The sequence below is a fragment of the Rummeliibacillus sp. BSL5 genome (genome assembly GCF_052928305.1).
Genome location: NZ_JAVGCV010000004.1, coordinates 33,048 through 53,766 on the forward strand (window position 1 = coordinate 33,048; position 20,719 = coordinate 53,766).

A 20,719-nucleotide genomic window follows, 5' to 3' on the forward strand; every position below is an offset into this window, starting at 1 on the left:
AATTGGTTTGTATCCACTTCTTACCCTCATTTTCTTACAATGAGGCCTACTAATAATACGCTAAAAAGAGCAAAAAGTTTCTGGGTTGGCCACCGAACCTTTTTGCTCTATTGCTATTACTTTATAATGGTCCAGCCATCTTCTTGTGTCACACGGCCACTTTTCATCAGTGTGCCTAATGCACGTTTAAATGCACCCTTGCTCATGTTAAACATTTCTTTGACTTCTTCAGGTGAAGATTTATCGCTAAATGGCATTTTCCCGCCTACTTCTTGCAGATATTTATAGACCTCTTCTGCATCCTCTGATAATCTTTCATGGACACGTGGCAGCATGGAAGCATTGATCGTCCCATCTTCTTTTACCTCAATCACACGAACAGAGATATCTGCTCCAAGGCGCGGCTCTTTCTTCCGTTCAGATTCATGAACAAAGATACGGTATGGCTTATCAACGCCAAGTAAAAATGTACCGACTGGTAATAAGCGATATGGACGTGCAAGGATATTTTGGTTGAATAGCTCTGGTTCAGCATCCTCATACATTTCCAATACTTTCTCTTCTGTGATCAAACGGCCAAAAAGCCCTCCTTCACGATCAGTTCGCAAAGTGATATATATATGATTGCCCGGCTCTGGCCATAATGGCTTTAACTTCGGCAAGTCTTCAGCAGGAACTAATACCTCTCGTGATGTGCCAATATCAACATAAGCCCCTTCACGGTCTTTAACATGTAGTACACGTGCCCATCCGTATTCTTCTTTGCGAATATGCGGAATGGCAAGCGTTGCAGCTAAATTCCCTCTTCGGTCAGCGAAAAGAAATACTTCTACCTTCTCATTTACCTTTAACTCTGTCGTTGTTTCAGATGCATTCAAAGGAATTTCTATTTCGTCATTAGTTAAGATATATTGAGATCCGCGCTGTTCTTTTACTACTAATTTTACAACGTCTCCAGATTGTAGTGATGCCACCTATTCTAACTCCTCTCTTTAATTAGGAAATCATTCTGCTGGGCTGGTCTTTAAGTCTTTCAGCTTTTGAATGAATTCAGGGTTTTCTTCTAATACTTGATTTAAATCTGCAATGCATTCGATTGAATTCCAGCTCAAATGATGTTCGATTCCCTCCACATCATCATAAATCCGTTCTTCCTCTACACCAATCAACCGCAAAAAATCTTCAAGCAAGCTATGCCTTTCCACTAGGCGCTTTCCTAGCTTTAACCCTTTCGGCGTCAAAGATAAGCCTCTATATCGTTCGTATATTAGATAACCATCTTTATCAAGTTTTTGAACCATTTTGGTAACAGAAGAAGGAAGAACTGACAATGCTTCCGCGATGTCCGATACACGCGCATATCCTTTTTGGTCAATTAGCAAATAGATTTGTTCGATGTGATCCTCCATACTCGGTGTCGGCATCCTTTTACCCTCTCTTTCAGTATCTATCTCTCTAGTTTACTACATGAAAGTCTAAAACGTAACTTGTAGAACTATTGCGAAAGGTTTTAACTCAATCTGCTGGAGTGGATTTTGGCATATACGCATGTATCGCGCAAACTCTTGCCATCAGCTGAGAAAGAATCCTGCTTCATAATGCCTTCCAACTCAAATCCTGCACGGCTAGCGACGGCACGGCTACGAGTATTATCTGAGTCACATCGTATTTCCAACCGATTAGCGCCTAACTCTTCAAAAGCGAATTGGACAATTCTTTGCACGGCTTCTGTCATATATCCTTTTCCCTCATATCGCATATCCAACCAGTATCCAATCTCAAACTTAGGGATTTGCCAATTAATATTATGCAATCCTGTAGAGCCGATATATTGGCCGCCGTCCTTTAAAAACACATGCAGTCGTAAGTCTTTTCTTGCGATAAAGTTTGCGATTGCTTCCCGTATATTTTCCTTTGTCTCTTCTTTTTTAGGTGCTTGCTGAGCCCATTCCATAAATGGCTTCAAGGTTTTTGCAGAGTAAGAGATTGCCTCCCAAACAGCATCTGCATCTTGCATACGGGGCATTCGAATGATCAATCGTTCAGATTCAAAACTGTCATCGAAATCCCATGTTTCTTTATAATCAACCTCATCACTTTTACCTTCGTCGTCCCAGCTTACTGGCGTTGTTTTGCCTTCTAAGTAATCCTGACGAGTAATGCCATATGTAATAGCATCATAATAGTCATCTTCTTTTGGGACATACCATGCCTTGCGAAGATGAGCTTCTTTTACGAAACCAGCATTTTCAAATGTTTTCCGCATAGCAATGTTATCTTGCCTAGTATGGCCTTCAAGTCGAATTTTATTGCCGGGCAACGAAAAAACATACTCGCTGACCAATCTCAATGCTTTAGTGCCATAACCATGGCCGCGCCACTTTTCTCCAATTCTTAGATCAAATAGTGGAATATCATCCTGCAAATCATATATTTTTACCATACCTACTTGGATATCTTCATCATTAACAAGCCAAAAGGTTTTTGATTCATCCGATTCGTAGCCGCCCTCGTCAATCGTCTTTTCGATTAACTCTCTTACTGGATGCGAATTGATATGATATGGCCATACATTTGTTGTCATAAATTCAATTAGTTGTTCTTGCTCTTCCATTGTCCACTCAATTAATTTCAACGCAACAACCCCCTAGGCTACTATTATAGCAGTGACAAATAGATTTAATAAATACCATGAAATAATTTGTTCTATTTACTGTTGACTATGGACATTTGGCATTAGCTAAATAGTCTTTTATCATTATGAAAAGGCATAAGAGAATTTTCTCTTTATGCCTTTTTTTCATGCACTATTCTGTAGTACGCTTAAAATCTTAGCCTATTTGCCAACCAAACGTTACGAAGGCAATTCCGGCAAGCAATGTAAGTGCAGGGTATAAAAACACCCCACGATGATTTCCTTCTTGCATCAAGCGAACTGTATCAAATGCGAATGTTGAGAATGTCGTGAAAGCCCCTAAAAAGCCTATTGCAAAGAAGGCGGAAAGCAATTGTTGGTCAGTTGCTATATGAAGAGCCAATCCCATTAAAAATGAGCCTAGGCTATTGACGATAAAAGTAGCCACATAATACGGCTGCGTCAACCTTCCCATCCATAATGTAACCATATATCTGCTTAGAGCCCCCAATGCTCCACCTGCAGCTAGTATAAGCCATATCATGAGCGTTCACCTGCTTTTTTACAACCTATTCCCATCAGATAGCCAAATGATGCGAGAATTACGCATAGAGCCGTCATCGACACTGCATAGATCACAGCGGTGAGTGCATGATGCTCCATCAACTTTAGCCAGCTTGCTGAAAAGGTGGAAAACGTAGTGAACGCTCCAAGCATTCCTGTTGTCAAAAAAAGCTTCCATCTTGCATATTTTGATGTGATGGCAAATAGCCCATTTAATGCACCCATGGCAAAACTGCCCACACCATTTACGATCCAAAGCAGCCACTCAGCAGGCACAGAAATCATGACACCATAACGCATCCATGTGCCAACAATGCCGCCAAGCATCACTGCCGCTATATTCTTAATCATTTTATACTCACTACTTCGCCTTTAAAATTAATGTTTGACCGTTTGGCACTTTGCCTTTTATCACCGTTTCATGATAAGTGCCATTTACCCAATCGTCTACTTGGTCATTATACCATACGGATTTGACGTGGCCACTTTGTCCTGGTCCCACAATATGATAGGCTTTGGATAAATCGCTTAAATCAGCTACAAAACGCCATGAAGCACCGTGATTGACGATACCGTTTTGGTCTGGCGCTGCTGCTCTAACTGTCACTTTTGACCCCGCCACAGGCACTTTCTTCGAATCGAGTACATACGCTAATACTTCAGAAGCGGAAGATATCGGATGCTTAAATTGTACCTGGTGCTCTTCTCCCCATTGCCATTTTGACATGTCATCCCCGTATGTTTCCTTTAAATCCTTCACTGACTTTTGCAGGGCCTTTGTAACAAGCTCATCTACTCCGCCTGCTTCATCGACAAATTCTCCTGGTTTCCCTTTATATGCCTGCCGCAATAATTCATCTGTGATATTATATTTCCCTGGCATCATAGCATACACATCTGCTGGCATTGCCTGTTTAAATAATCCTTCCTGTATAGCGATCATCCAATGTTGGAAAATAAGCGGCGCTGCTTGTGATACAGTATCGTTGTAATCCCATTTTTCTAACAGCTCTACCGCTTTGCTTTCCTTCCCTTGTTTCTTGACAGAAGAAATCATAGACGGCAAAAATTCTTTGGCATACAAATTTTTTGTATCCATCTGAATGTTTTGCATATCTTCTGCTGTAAAGTCATCTTTCTCTTCTAGCATCTCCACAATCCGTTCATACCGATACGGCTGTGCCCAAAAGTCTGTAATGTGATACGGATAGCCGCTGCCGACCACTTTATTATTGGCGGTTGCAATATAGCCTGAATCCGGATTGACAACCTTTGGCAACTTGTCATAGTCGATATAGCCCTTCCATCCATAATCCTTTGAGTAGCCAGGCACAGGGAACTGGCCATCCCCTCTTTTGCGAATAGGAATTAGCCCATTTGCTTTATAAGCAATCGTGCCGTCCTTTGCGGAAGCAAAAACAAAGTTTTGCGCAGGTGCTTTAAAGTCTTTCAGCGCTGTTTCAAATTGATGCCAATCCTTCGCTTTATCCATATTTAAGATGGCTTGCAATTCTTGCGTTGATTGCAATGCTGTCCACTGCATGGAAAAGACGGCAGTCGGCTTTTCCTTTTTAAAGGCGAGGTCAGAGATGATAGGTCCATGCCTCGTGACAACGACTTCATAGTCGACTGCCTTTTTCCCTTTTACTTTTATTTTTTCTTTACGTACTTCTGCCTGCTCCCATTTGTTTTCATACTTAAATTGTGTAGGATTGTCTGGGTTTGGCATTTCGATATATAAATCCTGCACATCTGGCCCTACATTTGTTACGCCCCAAGCAATGTCTTCATTATGTCCGAGGATAATACCTGGGATCCCTGCGAAAATAACACCGCTGACATTTTGTGATGGTGAGGACAGATGCATTTGATACCAAATCGAAGGCGTACTAAGTCCTAAGTGAGGGTCATCTGCCAACAATGGCTTGCCGCTCTTTGTTTTGTCCCCTGACACTACCCAGTTGTTACTGCCATTGAATTCATTGGGTATAAGTGATGTATCAAATTGATTCGATACCTTTACTGGATGTTCAATATTTTCTTCAATAATAGACTTGGCATTTTCAGGATAATGAATCATTAATTCTTGTACTTTTTCTGACGATAGCTTAGTTAGCGCCCAGTGCCGGAATGCCAGCATATCCCAATGACCGCCTAAATCATACGCCATATATTTCCCGATAGTTAATGAGTCTATTTCCGTCCACTGCTTTGGTTGGTAGCCAAGTAATTTAAATTCGTACGGCAGCTTCCCTTCCTTTTTTGCATACTGGATATAATCATTCACGCCTTCTGCATACCATGAGAGTACTTGCTTAGCTTCATCAGAGTAACCGTCTAATGATTTTTCAGCTGCATCTCTAAGACTGAATGTTCGGAAAAATTTATCCGTTTGTATAGCTTTTTCTCCTACCACTTCTGATAGCATGCCGCTCGCCTGTCTTCTAGAAAGATCCATTTGGAATAGGCGATCTTGTGCTTGCACATATCCTTGTGCCCGATACAGATCTTCATCGTTCTTTGCTTTAATATGAGGAACACCTTTATTATCTCTAGTGACTGTTACATCTTGTTTTAAACCTGCGACTTCTACTTTCCCTTCAATTTGCGGCTTCGATTTGTCCACAAAGGCATCTAATAACAATGCCGCCGCAATGATAAGAACAATGGCCATACCGCCAGCTATTAAAAGCCATTTCCATATACGTTTCCCTTTTTTCATACTTCATCCCCCTTATCTTCTCTATATTCCTTCCCCGTCCCCTATATCCCTTTAAATATGATGAAATTTTGCGTCTTTGAAACTGTAGTTAAAAGACTGTTATTGGCTATGTAAAAAACCAAAAATAAAACCGAACTATATGTGAAATTCAATATCACATTGGTTCGGTTTACTGTAAGTATTCTTTTATACAAAAAGTATAAGCATTTAATTTTTCGGTCTATTCCTGGGGGGATTCAGCTCAAGCTTTTCCCGCAAGAGAAGCCATAATCCACTGCATATCATTGTAAATATGTTCTCATTAAAGGAGGAACATTTTATTCTGTTCTAGTCTCAACCATTTGGTCAATATTCATTTCTAGAAGAACTGGACAGTGGTCACTTCCTGCTATTGCATGATGGATGTCTGCTTTTTTTATAGATTCCTCAAGTCTTTTAGAGATAATAAAATAGTCAATGCGCCAGCCAATATTTCTTTCTCTTACTTTGTTCATATATGACCACCATGTATAACGATCTGTTGCTTCAGGGTAAACCGAGCGGAATGAATCGACAAAGCCGCTGTTTAATAGTCTCGTCATTCTGCCTCTTTCTTCCTCTGTAAAACCAGAGTTCCCTATGTTGGCTTTAGGGTTTTTTAAATCGATTGATTGGTGTGCTACATTCAAGTCACCACAGTAAATGACAGGTTTCTTTTCATCTAACTCTTTTAAGTAAGCACGCAGTTCATCTTCCCACAGCAGCCTGTACTCTAAACGAGCCAGATCCCGCTTCGAATTCGGTGTATATACATTTACTAAGTAGAAGTTTTCATATTCCAATGTAATAATTCGGCCTTCGTCTTGTGTGTCTGCATCGCCAACACCATAACTGACTGATAAAGGTTCATGTTTAGTAAAAATGGCTGTTCCTGAATACCCTTTTTTCTCCGCATCATTCCAAAATTGATAATACCCAGGCAAATCGATCTCTACTTGCCCAGTTTGGCATTTTGTTTCCTGGATGCAGAAAAAATTTGGTTCTTCCTGATGAAAATAGTCAAGAAACCCTTTCTTCAAGCATGCGCGAATACCATTGACGTTCCATGATATAAATTTCATCCTATAAAACTCCTTCAAAAAATATAGATTTTGGAAGAATACAATATTCTTCACTAGAAAAGACATTTCCCCTGTTTATTTCATGCTAACCCATCTATAAAAATAGACGCCCTCCATGGTATAACGGAAGGCGTCTTCTTAACATTATATCTAGTCTTATTTTACATCCTCGCCGACAATTTTAACTTCTGTTTCAAGATCTATGTTGAATTTCTCTTTTACAGTACGCTGAACCATACGGATTGTCTCAATATAATCCGTTGCTGTCGCATTGCCTTTATTGATGATAAAGCCGGCATGTTTTGTGGATACTTCTGCTCCACCCACACCTTTACCTTGCAAGCCACTATCTTGAATTAGCTTGCCTGCAAAATGACCTGGGGGGCGTTTGAATACACTGCCTGCTGAAGGAAATTCAAGAGGCTGCTTCGACTCTCGCTTGTATGTTAAATCTGCAATCGTTTCATCAATAGTTGCTTGGTCGCCTTTCTTCAATTCAAAAATGGAAGAAAGCGCGTAATAACCCTTCTTCGCAATAATGCTTTGGCGATAGCCGAGCTCTAACTGTTCCTTTGTCAGGTTTAATATATCGCCACTTGGTGTCATGATCTTGCAGCTGACGATTACATCATTAATTTCACCGCCATATGCACCTGCATTCATTGCCATCGCTCCACCTACTGAGCCTGGAATACCACAAGAAAATTCAAGGCCACTCAATGATTGCGCCGCAGCTGCTCTTGATACATCGATGATCAGCGCTCCAGCTTGAGCATACACGGTAGTCCCTTCAATACGGATTTCATCCAATTTAGAGAGGTTTAGAACAATTCCACGAAGGCCTCCGTCACGGATGACCATGTTCGATCCATTTCCTAATAGAAATAGAGGTACGTCATGCTGGTGGGCATACTTGACAACTTCTGCCGCTTCTTCTTCAGTGGAAGGCATAACAAGCAAATCTGCATTGCCGCCTAGCTTTGTCATTGTGTATTTATTAAGTGGTTCATCTATTTTGATATCATCGGGATTTACAATCGTTTTTAAATCATTCATCCATTGTTCTTTCATCTCCGAAAGTCCATTCCCTTCATACTTATTCATAACTAAGTATGAATAACGAAGGCCCATTTTACAAGTAATATTCTTTGGATAAAGCAACAGGAACATGGGTTGAAACTTTCTCTAGGTCTATTCGTATAATAAATTGAAATACATATTATAGGATTATTGTAAGGGGTGGCAGGAATGATATTAGAAGAACAAGGATTTAGCTTATTTACGATTGTACCGGTTATCGTTGGCATTGGTTTTGTGATTGTAATCGGTATTTTAATTATCAGTGCAGCCAAGGGGCTGAACACGTGGACAACGAATAATAACTCACCTATCCTCACTGTTCCTGCTGCAATCGTAGCCAAACGCACCGAAGTTAGCGGCGGAGGACATGATACAAGTGCCAGCACAAGCTACTATGCGACATTTGAATTAGAAAACGGAGAACGAGTTGAATTGCGGGTGAGCGGTAAAGTATATGGTTCTTTTGTTGAAGGAGACAATGGGACGCTGACATATCAGGGAACGCGCTATCATCAATTTGAACGAAAACTATAATTTGGCCCTAACTATTTCAATAATAAGTAAAGCACCCCCAAAGCTAGAGTTATCTCTAACATAGGAGGTGCTTTTTATTGTTCTATTTCTAACTCGTTGCTTACGCTTTAACAGCCATCTCAACTAAACGATTTGCTGCTGCTTTAACTTCTTCTAAACCATCAGCGATGATTTCTTGTGCTTTAGCAGGCATTGCATTATGGCCTTCGATAACAACTTCTTCGATAATGTCCATACCGAAAACGCCGCCAAATACATTACGCATATAGTTAACAGCCATTTCCATAGATGCCATTTCTGGAGTAGAATAAATGCCACCGCGTGCGTTTAGCAAGATAGCTTTTTTCTCAGGCATTAGGCTAATCATATTGCCTGCTTCATCGTATTTGAATGCAAAACCAGCTGCATATACATAGTCGATGAAAGTTTGTAATTTAGCAGGAATAGTCAAGTTCCATAGAGGGAATGCAAATACGACTACATCAGCAGCTGTAAGTGCGTCCATTGCTTTTTGTTTAGCAGCAAGTGTACGTTGTTGTAGATCAGACAACTCTTCACCGTTTTGCAATTTACCAAAAGCATCTAGTAAATCTTGACCGAAATAAGGAGTATCTTCTTCATATACGTCATATACAGTCACATTTAAATCAGAACCTTTTAAAGTTTCCATAAATGTTTCATACATTTTGCTTGATATAGCTTGATCCGCTGGGCGGTTATTTGCTTTAACAACTAATACGTTTGTCATTAGTCACACACTCTCTTTTCGTGTAATATTTATATCTCAAATTCAAGATATTTTAATTTTAATGTAAAACCCATTCGAAGTCAACGAATGGGTTTTCATACTTTTGACTGAAATTTTTAGAAATCACAATGATCGTCTGTGCATATTCCCTGGCCATCTTGCCCCATCATCTTTAATGTAGGACGAAGGTTTTCTTCCTCTGCGACTTGTTGAATTGCTTTTTCAAACACTTCATTAGGTTGAGCTCCTGAAATCGCATACTTCCCATTCAACACAAAGAATGGAACCCCTCTCACGCCAATTTGGGCTGCTTCTTGTATATCTCGCAATACGTCATCAGCGAATGAGCCATTTGCCAAGATTTCCTCTGCGTCTTTGCGTTCGATACCTACTTCTGCGGCTAACTCAACTAATGTATCCGTTAAGCCAATTTCCTTCGCTTCAACAAAGTAGGCACGAAGCAAACGCTCGCTCATTTCGGCCCCTAACCCTTTGGTTGCTGCATATTTTGCAAGGCGATGCGCCTTAAATGTATTCGCAGGTTTTAAGTGGTCGTAATCATAATCCAAGCCCAATTCCTTCGCACGGGCAATGATGCCTTGTGATTGGATTTTTGCTTGTTCTACTGTCGTGCCATATTTCTTTGCAACGACTTCATACATGCTTTCATCTGATGTATCTTTCGATTCAGGACTAAGCTGGTAGCCTTTAAAGACAACTTCCACTTGATCCTTAAATCCTGTTTTATTCAATGCATTCTCTAATTCTCGTTTACCTATATAACAAAATGGACATACATAATCTGACCAAACTTCTATTTTCATCATGATCACCTCGCCTCTATTGTATCTACCACTTCATTCAAAAGGCAATTTTATTGCCCGGCCTTTCAATCCATGACAACTAAACGTTTAAACTTCATATGAATAACACAACCTAGGAAAAAACAGGAGATTATACATGTACAAATCACTTTGGCTACAACAACCAACAGAGCATTCAAAAGCTGCACTTGGCGAATCAATCGAAACAGATGTATGTATTATTGGTGGCGGATTAAGTGGCATAATGACTGCCTATCATCTGTCTAAAGCAGGAAAAGACGTAGTATTGCTAGAAGGAGATTCCGTATTGGGAGGTGCAACCGGCCATTCTACCGGGAAACTGACAGCTCAGCACGGTGCCATCTATCAAACACTGATCAAGCAATTCGGAAGTGATGGGGCTTCTCTTTACTATAAACTCAACCAAAAGGCAGTTTCCTCGGGATTCGATTTAGTAGGCTCAGATGTCATCCAGCCCTCTACATCTATCCTGTATACACAGGAAGAGTTTAATAGAAAAAAGCTGGAAGACGAATGGGATGCCTATAAACAGTTGAATATCTCTGGCACAATGAATCCGAAGAGTGAAATCCCTTACCCATTGAAATTGTCTGTTTCAATGTCAGAGCAAGCTCAAATCCATCCTGTTCGTTTCGGTCGTGAAATGCTTGCTAAAGCCATGGCTGCAGGAACGAAGGTTTATGAGCATACGCGAGTCCAGCATGTGGATATTCAAAATAAAAAGGCGACAACGCATACCGGACATACGGTTTCATGCAAAGATTTAGTCATTGCATCTCATTACCCCATTGAAGCACTTAGGGGACTTCATTTATTTAAATTAGAAATCAATCGTTCTTATATTATTGCTTTTAAAACACCCAACCCTTATAAAGGGCAATATCTTTCAGTTGATACCGCTGTAAGATCTATACGAACAGCACTGATTGACGGTGATAATTATTTGTTGCTTGCAGGGCCAAGTCATAAAGCAGGCACTAAATCGGATACGTATAAATATTATGATGAGATTGAAGCAGAGGGACATGACAGATTCGATGCAAAAGATATTCCTTTTAAATGGTCGGCGCAGGATCCTGAGACACCCGATTTACTTCCATATGTTGGACAGCTTGGCTCTGGGACTCCACATGTCTGGATTGCGACAGGTTTTAGAAAATGGGGAATCTCCAACTCTCTTGTCGCAGGACAGCTAATTAGCGATGGCATATTAGGTACCCCAAACAAGGGCTTAGATCTTTATTCGCCTAGCCATACAAAGCTAGGCACTGCACTCGCACAAGCTTTAAAAATTGGCAGCCAAGTAGCAGTTGATTTTGTAGGTGGCTATATCACTCGAACTTCTACACCCCGCTGTACACATATGGGCTGTAAAACCAGATGGAATGAAGCGGATGAAACGTGGGATTGTCCGTGCCATGGTTCCCGTTTTTCAAAAGAGGGCTTGGTCATTGAAGGTCCTGCCGTTGACCCGCTCGAATTGTGATGATTAATCTTATAAAAAAGAGCTGACTCCTTGTTCTAGGGAGCCAGCTCTTTGCTTTTTAGCCTAATACTTCAGTAAGTGTTGGGACGATTTGTTTTTTACGTGATACAACACCTTTTAATACAATACGATTATTTTCTAATACTGAACGGAATGCAGGAGCAGCTTTATCCGCAACCTTACCAACCGGTACAGCGACAGAGTCATTGTTTAGAATATCTGTGACTACAAAGAAGAATAAATCTAACTCTTTATCTTGCACTTCTTTTTCTAACAATTTTTCTAACTCTTCTTGGCGATCAAGTACATCATTGATATCTACTGCGTTTACTTGCGCAATCACAACTTTATGGTCGCCCATTGCGAATTCTTTCGCATCTAATGATAATAAGTCTTCCAATGTTTTATCGCTTAGGTCGGCACCTGCTTTCAACATAGCAAGTCCATATTCTTCTGCATTTACATTTGCTTTTTCTGCTAATTCTTTCGCTGCTTGCACATCTTCTTCTGTGCAGGTAGGTGATTTAAATAGCAATGTATCAGAAATGATAGCGGAAAGCATTAAACCTGCGTAGTTTGCAGGAACTTCTACATTTTTTTCTTTAAAAATTTTATTTAAGATGGTTGCCGTACATCCAACTGGCTCAGCACGGTAGTATAGCGGATCAGCCGTTTCGAAGTTCGCGATGCGGTGGTGATCGATTACTTCAAGTACTTGTACTTCTTCTATATCAGCTACAGATTGTTGACTCTCATTGTGGTCGACTAAAATGACCTGTTGTACTTCTGGTGTAGCTTTTTCAATCAAGCGGGGTGCATCAAAGCCGAATTTTTCTAGTGCATAAGCCGTTTCATTGTTTAGCTCTCCTAAGCGAACAGCTTCAGCATCGACGCCGATTTGTTGTTTTAAATATGCATACACTAATGCAGATGTAATTGTATCTGTATCAGGGTTTTTATGTCCGAATACTAGGACGTTACTCATGTATATATTCCTCCCAAAATGAATTACCGATTCTTTTTTTATTTTATCAAAAAGATAACATATAGTCGCTAGATTCGCACAAAAAAGATCTCCTCGTCCGTAACGAGGAAAACTGGAGCAATGCTACTTCTAAAGCAAGCTATCCTCTATTGGCACGATAAACCTTTTCCTTCACTGTATAACGTTCAATCGCAGAATGATTGATTTCATAGCCTATTCCCGGTTCTTTTGAAATGCTAATATAGCCATTTTCCACCGTAATTTCAGGTGTGATGATGTCCTCTTCCCAGTAATGGGTAGAGCCTGCTGTATCTCCAGGCAGCGCAAAATTAGCCAGCGTAGATAAGGCGATAGCGTGTGCCCTTCCGATCCCCGCCTCAAGCATACCACCGCACCATACTTCCATCTCATGTTTAGCACACAAATCATGGATACGTTTTGCTTCCGTCAGGCCGCCTACTCGGGCATATTTGATGTTCATCACTTTACAGCTCCCAAGATCAATCGCTGCCTCAGCATCTTCATATGAAGTGATGCTTTCATCTAGACAGATAGGTGTTTTTAACTGACTTTGAAGCTTCGCATGCTGCACAATATCATTTGCGCCTAGCGGCTGTTCAATCATCAACAAACCATATTGATCTAGTTCTTGAAGTAATGCTAAATCATTAAGCGTATAACATGAATTGGCATCCGCCATTAAAGGAACATCTGGATATTCATTTCTAATTGCATTAAGCAGTGCAATATCCTCGCCTGGTTTAATTTTCACCTTTATACGCTGATAGCCAGCTTCTAAAGCAACCTCAATTTTTTGATAAAGCTGTTGATGTGTAGGCTGTATACCGATACTCACTCCAACTGCCACCTTTTCTTTTTGACCGCCTAAAGCTGTTGCAAGAGGGAGGGATTGCTTCTTAGCATAAAGATCCCATATCGCGGTTTCCAACGTAGCCTTAGCCATGTTGTTACGACGGATACTGCTAAATATTTCACTGACCACATCCGGGTGATGAATCTCTTTACCCATAATAAGCGGTAGTAGAAAATCCTCGAGTACATGCCAGCTCGTTTTCATCGTCTCTTCCGTATACCAAGGCACTTCAAATGCGACGCCCTCTCCATATCCGATAAGACCATCTCGATCTCTTGCTTCAAGGATAAGAAATTGTTTATCCTGCACGCTACCAAAGCTGGTTTTAAAAGGAGATTTCATGCGCATCTTTAATTGGCGGATCTTAACTTGTTCTATATTCAACTTTAAACTCACCTATATTCGTTTCATTATTTGACTGTTGAACCAGTTGCTTTTAAAACTGATCTCGTTAGTATTTCAACTCCAGGCAAAAGCTGGTCATGGTTGAATGTCATATCAGGGTGATGTAGCCCAGGGGATAAACCACACCCTAATCCTAGCATAGTAGCTTTAATATGTGGCCTCAATTTGCTGTAAAAATGGAAGTCTTCCCCTCCAGGTGTAAAGAGGGCAGGCCTTAGTTTTTCTTCACCGACAGACTCTATAATCGCGTGTTTTAGAATCTCTTCCGCTTCCTCATTTACTTTCGCTGCCGCTATATCAGTCAAAACCTTTAACTCAATATTCGCTTCATATAAAGTACTAACGCCTTTAACAATGCGCTGGATATCTTTATATAACTCTTGCATGCCTTCGTTCGTTTGAGCTCTTACATCCACGTTAATGAATGCTTTGCCGGGTATGATATTGCCTGATCTTCCTCCAGCCTGGAAAACCGTCACCTTTGCGGAATAGGGAATCATCGAATCGATACGAATGGATTTTAAAGCTTCCACTAGGCTGCTCCCCACTTCGATTGCGTTCTTACCTAAATGCGGCCTAGCAGCATGGGCTTCAACACCATAAATTTCCGAGGAAATAGTCATGGATGCACCATGATGGATGGCCGGCGAAAAAGTGCCATCTTCGAGCTCCTGTATAGGACGCAGATGTACGCCAAACAAATAATCTACATCATCAATCAATCCCCATTCCACAAAGGAAAGAGCCCCTTGTCCCTTTTCCTCAGCCGGTTGGAATAAAACACGCAAGGTTCCCTTCCACTCGACTGACAACTTTTTCAAAAGAAGCAAGACACCAATAATCATGGTCATGTGCCCATCGTGGCCGCATGAATGATTAGCCCTCATTTCTCCGTCTACTTCCTGCCAAAGGGCATCCATATCTGTCCTTAAACCAACAACCGGCTTCCCTTCCCCGATCTCCACATACAAACCAGTACTTTCTTTTAATGTATGGACCTTATAACCTTCTGCTTGCAATAACGATTCAATATATTCTGTTGTGCGGTATTCCTCCCACGCGATTTCCGGAATAGCGTGCAAATGTTGAAATATTCTCTTGAGCTTCGATTCTATTTCCTTTAGCTTTTCTTTCATCATACCCCATCCTTTCTCGTTAAATAGCCTTTCAAGAAATTGAGATCATGCTTGTCAGATTATAAAAATATATCGTGTAAATTCATGAATTTAGATGTATTCGCTTTCAATAATCTATTACTCCTTAAAGAATTGTATTTGCATTTATCAGGATTTATGCCCTGCTGTTACATACGGCAAACCTATCGGAAAGTCTCGAGGGGATTGGGGTTACTCAACCGGCATCGCATGATTACGGTCACTTGGCTCTATTAGCGCCACTCATCTCCCTTTCACATTCACCTGCCCTATTCATACCACTTACCTTCTTAAGCAGAAAAAAGCTTGCTGACCCGCTATTCCTGATCAACAAGCTTTTCCTATTTATGAACTAAAACTTTCTTCTTGTAATTCTCTTTTTCTTTCCAATTTCTTCACGATATATATACTGATCTCATAAAGAAGAATCATCGGTACGAGTACCAACAATTGGCTCATAAAATCAGGCGGTGTTATAAGTGCTGAGAAAACGGCCATAATAACGTAAGACCATTTTCGAATATTCTTCATCGTAGCCGATGTTAGAACGCCTATTGTCGATAAAAACATGGCAATAATAGGTAATTCAAATAATAATCCAATTGGAACTGTCGTCATGATGAGATAGCTCATGTACTGAGCTGCTGAGATCATTACGTTGAAATTCGATTCGCCTATTCCTACAAGGAAATGGTAGCTAATTGGGTTGATAACAAAATAGCCGAAAGCCACCCCTAAGAGAAATAACAGAAGCATAACGGGCGAATATAAACCAAGAAAACCTTTTTCGTTTTCCTTCAAACCCGGTTTTATAAATGACCATATAAAGTGCATTAAGAATGGTAATGAAAGTCCTACAGCAACTGTTGTAGAGATGGACATATAAAATTTAACAACTTCAAGAGGCCCTAAGATGACTAAGTCGTGCCCTCTTGTTACATACGGAAGCCATTTGTTGACTGTCGCAAATACAAGAATAAAGAAAAAGAGAAAAACAGCTAACCCTTTGATAAGTTGTTTTCTAAGTTCCGCCAGATGTTCAACAAATGCTTCGCTCGTATCCCTAAAGGAGCTTTCCAACCCCAGCTCCTCTTCGATCTCGAGAGAGGCGGAAGGAGCTGGGGAGACGGGCTCAACAGCCGCAGCCTCTTCGCTCCCTTCGTATTCGCTTTCGTCTAATTTATCCAAAGGGCTAAGTACTTTCTTTTTATTTTCTTCATACGGATCCATACGAACACCCTCTAATTAAATTTCGTTTTTATCCTTTACTTTGACAGTTGTGATCGTTTCCTTTTTAGGTTCTTCATGTTCATCCATTAGGCCTTGAGTAGATTTTTTAAACTCAGAGAAAGTTTTGCCTACTGCAGAACCAATCTCCGGCAATTTTTTTGGACCGAAAACGATAAGTACAATGACTAAAATGATGATTAATCCAGGAATACCAATGGCGCCTATGCCCATGATGCATCACTCCTTTAATTGATTTTTGATTTAGCTTTAGTGAAGGTTATTGGTTAAACCAAAGATCCACCTTTTTTGCTATACTTGATAATCCCTTCAGAACAGCGAAGCGCTAAAGCGCCAACAGTGTCGGTTGGGTTATAACCTGAGTTATTCGGGAATGAACCAGCGCCCACTGCGAATAGATTTTCGCAATCCCAGTGTTGTAAGTAATTATTAACTACCCCATCCTCAGGTGTTTTACTCATTACAGTACCACCTGTGTTATGTGTTGATTGATAAGGGACGATGCTGTAATCCGTTAGATCTGCACGAACTTCTACTTTTTTGGCATCCATTTGTTTTAAGATATCGCCACATTTTTTTGAGATAAAGTGGTGCAATTTACGGTCTTGATCAGTAAAGTTATAGTTTACTTGCAATAAAGGCACGCCATACGCATCTTTATATTTCGGATCCAATGTTAAGTAATTCTCTTTATGAGCAATAGAAGCTCCTTGTCCACCTACAACTAGAGTACGCGTATAGTTTTCGATCGATTCTTTCTTAAATTCCGCACCCCATGTCGGTGTATCTTCATGTGTAGGGTTGTTACCGATCGGACGTAAACCGATTTGAGTTAAGGCAATATTCGCACCGTGAATAAAACCTAGTTTAGAGTGGTCAAAGTTATCGCCATTAAAGTCGTCTAAACATTCACCTAGTGCACCAGCACCCATAAATGTATTAAATTGCTCATCGTAGAAACCAGTTGCACCTGGCATAATTTGATAGCAATAATTACGCCCTAAAGTTCCTTTACCTGTATTCGGGTCATACATAGTACCAATTTTAGAAATCATCAGCAATTTAGCGTTATTCATCATAAATGCGCTGAGAACAACCACATCTGCTGGTTGAATATATTCTTCTCCTGTTACGGAATCAATATATCTTACGCCTGTTGCTTTATTTCCTTTAGTAAGAACTTCTACAACATTTGAGTTAAAGCGAATTTCATATTTACCCGTTTTTAATGCTGCTGGAATAACACTTACTTCCGGTGTTGCTTTCGCACCATACTCACAGCCAAAACGTTCGCAGAAACCACAATATTGGCATGCATTAATATTTTGGTCATATTGGTTTTTGTACGGTGCAGATAGGTTCGCAGATGGCATCATGTACGGGTGATACCCCATTTTTTTAGTTGCAGTCTCGAACTTTTTCAACAGAGGTGTCTTTTTCATCGGCTTTGTTGGATAATCATCTGATCGCTTGCCACCAAGTGGATTTTTTTCGCCACTAATACCGGCTATTTTTTCAAATTTATCGTAGTATGGCTCTATTTGATCATAATCCATCCCCCAATCTTGCAGGATGTAATCGGATCCTAAGAAATTCTTTCCATACTTTTTATCAGTAATAGATTTAATTTTAAAATCATACGGTAAGAAACGGAATGTTTGTCCATTCCAGTGTGTACCAGCGCCGCCTAGCCCTTCACCCAATAGGAATGAACCTAGTTGGCGCATCGGCAAAGCTTGTTGTTTACGGTTGTTACGGAAGGTAACTGTTTCTTTTGATAAGTCTTGCATCAATTCATATCGAATAGCATAACGGTATTCATCGTGGACGTTCGCAAAGTTTTTGGTTCCACGCTCTTTACCTCTTTCCAAGCCAACTACTTTCAATCCTGCTTTTGTACATTCTGCGGCTACAATTCCGCCTGTCCAGCCTACACCGACTGTTACTACATCAACCTTTGGCAATGTTTTCGCCATATTCCATACCCCCTATTAATGCATACCTAAAGATTTTGGTGCAATTTTTTGGAATCCCTCTTTTTCAATCACATTGATATAGGACATTTGATGTCCAGGGAAACCTTTCATCTTCCATCCTTCCATGTTGCGATTGCCTCCATATAGAGGATCGGCATACGCGCCCTCAATGGTTGCTGACCGGAGCAAATTAAAGAAGAATGCGGAAGATACGCCTTTCATCTTCACCTTGTCTTTTTGGAATGCTGTTAAAATCACGTCACGCTCTTTATCCGAAATATCAGTAAAACCTTTTTTATACCGTTTTTGCGCTTCTTGTTCCAGCTTAGAAACGCCTTCTGAGAAAATTTCTGCGCGCGTTAAACGTGTTTGATAACCTTGTGTTGGGGATCCATCATGGAAAGGTCCTTGCATATATTCTTTCGAATTACTGCCATATTGGCCTGCCAGCTGACGGTCAATAAAATAAGGGACGCCAAGATCAATAGCTCCGCCACCTAAATCATCCTTTGGAAAAATACGTTCCGTAGCAGCCGCTAAAACATTAAAATCTGCATCTGTTGTAAAGTACATTTTTCCTTGGCTAGTCTCAGATGTCTTGTTCGAATGTGACTGATTGGTTTTAGACGGTGCGGCAGTTTTTTTCGAATTGTAGCCGATCAAGCCACCGATTAAACCTCCGCCGATCAAAGTACCTGTTGCAATACCAGTTGTTTTCAAGAAATCCCGTCTTGAGATATCTTTTTGATTGTCATTGCTCAATTTGTTACCTCCCTTAAATATATAAAATTACATAGCAATTTATTGAATAAAAAATTGCTCTTTAAGGTAATTTGTTCCCTTTTTGTTTCGAATTTAATCTTTCTAAATAAAAATAATTACAAAAAAGGACTAGCAACCTATGCTAGTCCCTAAAAATTACTTTTTAATTAATAATTGTTTGCTTCGTTTCCTTCCCAAGTACTATTACAGCTAAAATACCGATTAATATAGCAAGGCAGAAGATAGAGAATATCCAACCAATCGATATGCCTCCTGCCATTAGTGATCCGACAAGCAAAGGTCCAAAGATGCCGCCTAACCTTCCTACAGATGCTGCCATGCCGACACCTGTGCCCCTTATCACGGTCGGATATTGTTCTGGTGTATAAGCATAGAGTGCACCCCACGCTCCGAGGTTAAAGAAAGAAAGTAGCATGCCCGAAACCATTAAAAGCCAAGTGCTATCAGCCAGACCAAATGCCAGCGAACTAAATGCCGTGCCGAGCAGGTACACAGAAAGCACCCATTTCCTTCCCCACTTTTCAATCAGCCAAGCAGCTGTAAAATAACCTGGCAATTGAGCTAATGTCATGATTAATACGTACTCAAAACTTTTTATCAGACTAAACCCTTTTACCACCATAACGCTCGGAAGCCATAAGAAAATACCATAATACGAGAATACAACCGTAAACCATACGATCCACAGCATGATTGTTTGCTTTGCATAAGGTTTAGACCAAACAGCCGCTAAATTTTGTAGCACGCTTCTTTTCTCTTTTTTCTCCTCATACTGTGGCGAATCTGGCAAACGGAGACGAAGATAAACTGCGTATAATGCTGGAAGCGCCGTTAACAACAATGCAACACGCCAGCCATAATGCGGAATGACAAAATATGAAATTACCGCTGCAAGTAGCCAGCCCACTGCCCAAAAGCTTTCCAGCAATACGACTACCCTTCCTCTTTCTTTCGCTTCCACACTTTCAGATACCAATGTGGATGCCACTGGGAGTTCTCCTCCTAGTCCCATACCAATCACAAAACGTAATGCCATAAAAATGGCTAGTGAAGAAGCAAATGCAGATATTCCGCTTCCTACTGAAAAAATGATTAATGTCCAAACAAAGACAGACTTACGGCCGACACGATCTGCAAAAATACCAAATACTAACGCTCCTACGGCCATGCCGATCGAGTTAATGCTACCAATCCACCCCATCTGTTCCGAGGTTAACCCCCAATCGCTTGCAAGTGCCGCAATAACGAAAGATAAAATACCTACATCGAGTGCATCAAATAACCATCCTACACCTGCAACGCCCAATAATTTATTGCGCGAAACAACTTGTGCATTTACTGCTTGTTTCATTCTATTCCCATCCCCCATTAAGTGTCTTTACACGTGTAAACATTCATATGTATTTACTATACAACATCAGTAAACATGTGACAATATCTTAAATATTTTACGAAATTTTAGAATATTGATAGGATAGCATTGAAAGCAGGTTCTTTTTTTGATAAAGTGTCTCTTATACATAAACAACTGTATTTTTAGAAAGTACACCACTTTGCATTTACTAAGGAGGAATTATCAT

At 40.4% G+C, this 20,719-nt stretch carries 20 protein-coding genes; 2 read left to right on the plus strand and 18 right to left on the minus strand.

Annotated elements, in window-relative coordinates; all coding sequences use genetic code 11:
• Positions 1–116: 116 nt before the first annotated feature.
• From RCJ93_RS12980 to murB, 8 genes are all read right to left on the minus strand, one after another.
• Positions 117–974, minus strand: a complete 858-nt coding sequence (locus RCJ93_RS12980) for a CvfB family protein (RefSeq protein ID WP_066790319.1) — start codon at positions 972–974, stop codon at positions 117–119.
• Between the two features lie 30 nt (positions 975–1,004).
• Complete coding sequence (gene mntR / locus RCJ93_RS12985; RefSeq protein ID WP_066790320.1) at positions 1,005–1,424, minus strand: transcriptional regulator MntR; 420 nt, start codon at positions 1,422–1,424, stop codon at positions 1,005–1,007.
• Between the two features lie 86 nt (positions 1,425–1,510).
• Entirely contained in the window at positions 1,511–2,635 is a 1,125-nt protein-coding gene (locus tag RCJ93_RS12990) for a GNAT family N-acetyltransferase (protein ID WP_446739228.1), read from the minus strand.
• A gap of 196 nt (positions 2,636–2,831) precedes the next feature.
• Positions 2,832–3,179, minus strand: a complete 348-nt coding sequence (locus RCJ93_RS12995) for a fluoride efflux transporter FluC (protein ID WP_446739229.1) — start codon at positions 3,177–3,179, stop codon at positions 2,832–2,834.
• Complete coding sequence (locus RCJ93_RS13000) at positions 3,176–3,550, minus strand: fluoride efflux transporter FluC (protein ID WP_446739230.1); 375 nt, start codon at positions 3,548–3,550, stop codon at positions 3,176–3,178. Before RCJ93_RS13000 ends, RCJ93_RS12995 begins: the two co-directional genes overlap by 4 nt.
• 10 nt (positions 3,551–3,560) lie before the next feature.
• Positions 3,561–5,921, minus strand: a complete 2,361-nt coding sequence (locus RCJ93_RS13005; RefSeq protein ID WP_446739231.1) for a penicillin acylase family protein — start codon at positions 5,919–5,921, stop codon at positions 3,561–3,563.
• Between the two features lie 317 nt (positions 5,922–6,238).
• Entirely contained in the window at positions 6,239–7,021 is a 783-nt protein-coding gene (locus tag RCJ93_RS13010) for an exodeoxyribonuclease III (protein WP_446739232.1), read from the minus strand.
• Positions 7,022–7,177: 156 nt separating this feature from the next.
• A complete protein-coding gene (gene murB / locus RCJ93_RS13015) occupies positions 7,178–8,092 on the minus strand; it encodes a UDP-N-acetylmuramate dehydrogenase (RefSeq protein WP_446739233.1) in 915 nt (304 codons plus the stop codon).
• A 177-nt stretch (positions 8,093–8,269) separates the two neighbouring features.
• On the opposite strand from murB, the gene RCJ93_RS13020 reads away from it, so the two are divergent.
• Complete coding sequence (locus RCJ93_RS13020) at positions 8,270–8,635, plus strand: DUF2500 domain-containing protein (protein ID WP_446739234.1); 366 nt, start codon at positions 8,270–8,272, stop codon at positions 8,633–8,635.
• 100 nt (positions 8,636–8,735) lie between these two features.
• Here RCJ93_RS13020 and RCJ93_RS13025 read toward each other — a convergent pair whose 3' ends face one another.
• The gene (locus RCJ93_RS13025) at positions 8,736–9,383 is read right to left on the minus strand and encodes an FMN-dependent NADH-azoreductase (protein WP_446739235.1); all 648 of its coding nucleotides are present in this window, start codon (positions 9,381–9,383) and stop codon (positions 8,736–8,738) included.
• A 116-nt stretch (positions 9,384–9,499) separates the two neighbouring features.
• Positions 9,500–10,207 (minus strand): DsbA family oxidoreductase, encoded by a 708-nt coding sequence (locus RCJ93_RS13030; RefSeq protein WP_446739292.1) that lies wholly within the window; start codon positions 10,205–10,207, stop codon positions 9,500–9,502.
• 136 nt (positions 10,208–10,343) lie between these two features.
• On the opposite strand from RCJ93_RS13030, the gene RCJ93_RS13035 reads away from it, so the two are divergent.
• A complete protein-coding gene (locus tag RCJ93_RS13035; RefSeq protein ID WP_446739236.1) occupies positions 10,344–11,714 on the plus strand; it encodes an FAD-dependent oxidoreductase in 1,371 nt (456 codons plus the stop codon).
• 58 nt (positions 11,715–11,772) lie between these two features.
• On the opposite strand, the gene RCJ93_RS13040 is transcribed toward RCJ93_RS13035, so the two are convergent.
• The 8 genes from RCJ93_RS13040 to RCJ93_RS13075 form a co-directional block, all read right to left on the minus strand.
• Positions 11,773–12,699 (minus strand): manganese-dependent inorganic pyrophosphatase, encoded by a 927-nt coding sequence (locus RCJ93_RS13040; RefSeq protein ID WP_446739237.1) that lies wholly within the window; start codon positions 12,697–12,699, stop codon positions 11,773–11,775.
• A gap of 139 nt (positions 12,700–12,838) precedes the next feature.
• Positions 12,839–13,957: an o-succinylbenzoate synthase gene (menC, locus tag RCJ93_RS13045; RefSeq protein WP_446739238.1), complete on the minus strand. Its 1,119-nt coding sequence runs from the start codon at positions 13,955–13,957 to the stop codon at positions 12,839–12,841.
• Between the two features lie 26 nt (positions 13,958–13,983).
• Complete coding sequence (locus tag RCJ93_RS13050; protein ID WP_446739239.1) at positions 13,984–15,114, minus strand: M20 peptidase aminoacylase family protein; 1,131 nt, start codon at positions 15,112–15,114, stop codon at positions 13,984–13,986.
• 363 nt (positions 15,115–15,477) lie between these two features.
• The gene (tatC, locus tag RCJ93_RS13055; protein WP_446739240.1) at positions 15,478–16,362 is read right to left on the minus strand and encodes a twin-arginine translocase subunit TatC; all 885 of its coding nucleotides are present in this window, start codon (positions 16,360–16,362) and stop codon (positions 15,478–15,480) included.
• 15 nt (positions 16,363–16,377) lie between these two features.
• Positions 16,378–16,593 (minus strand): twin-arginine translocase TatA/TatE family subunit, encoded by a 216-nt coding sequence (gene tatA, locus RCJ93_RS13060; RefSeq protein ID WP_173668486.1) that lies wholly within the window; start codon positions 16,591–16,593, stop codon positions 16,378–16,380.
• Positions 16,594–16,646: 53 nt separating this feature from the next.
• On the minus strand, positions 16,647–18,356 hold the full coding sequence (locus tag RCJ93_RS13065) for a GMC family oxidoreductase (protein ID WP_150285427.1): 1,710 nt from the start codon (positions 18,354–18,356) through the stop codon (positions 16,647–16,649).
• A gap of 15 nt (positions 18,357–18,371) precedes the next feature.
• Positions 18,372–19,118: a gluconate 2-dehydrogenase subunit 3 family protein gene (locus RCJ93_RS13070; protein WP_446739241.1), complete on the minus strand. Its 747-nt coding sequence runs from the start codon at positions 19,116–19,118 to the stop codon at positions 18,372–18,374.
• A gap of 163 nt (positions 19,119–19,281) precedes the next feature.
• Complete coding sequence (locus RCJ93_RS13075) at positions 19,282–20,490, minus strand: MFS transporter (protein ID WP_249774954.1); 1,209 nt, start codon at positions 20,488–20,490, stop codon at positions 19,282–19,284.
• Positions 20,491–20,719 lie beyond the last annotated feature (229 nt).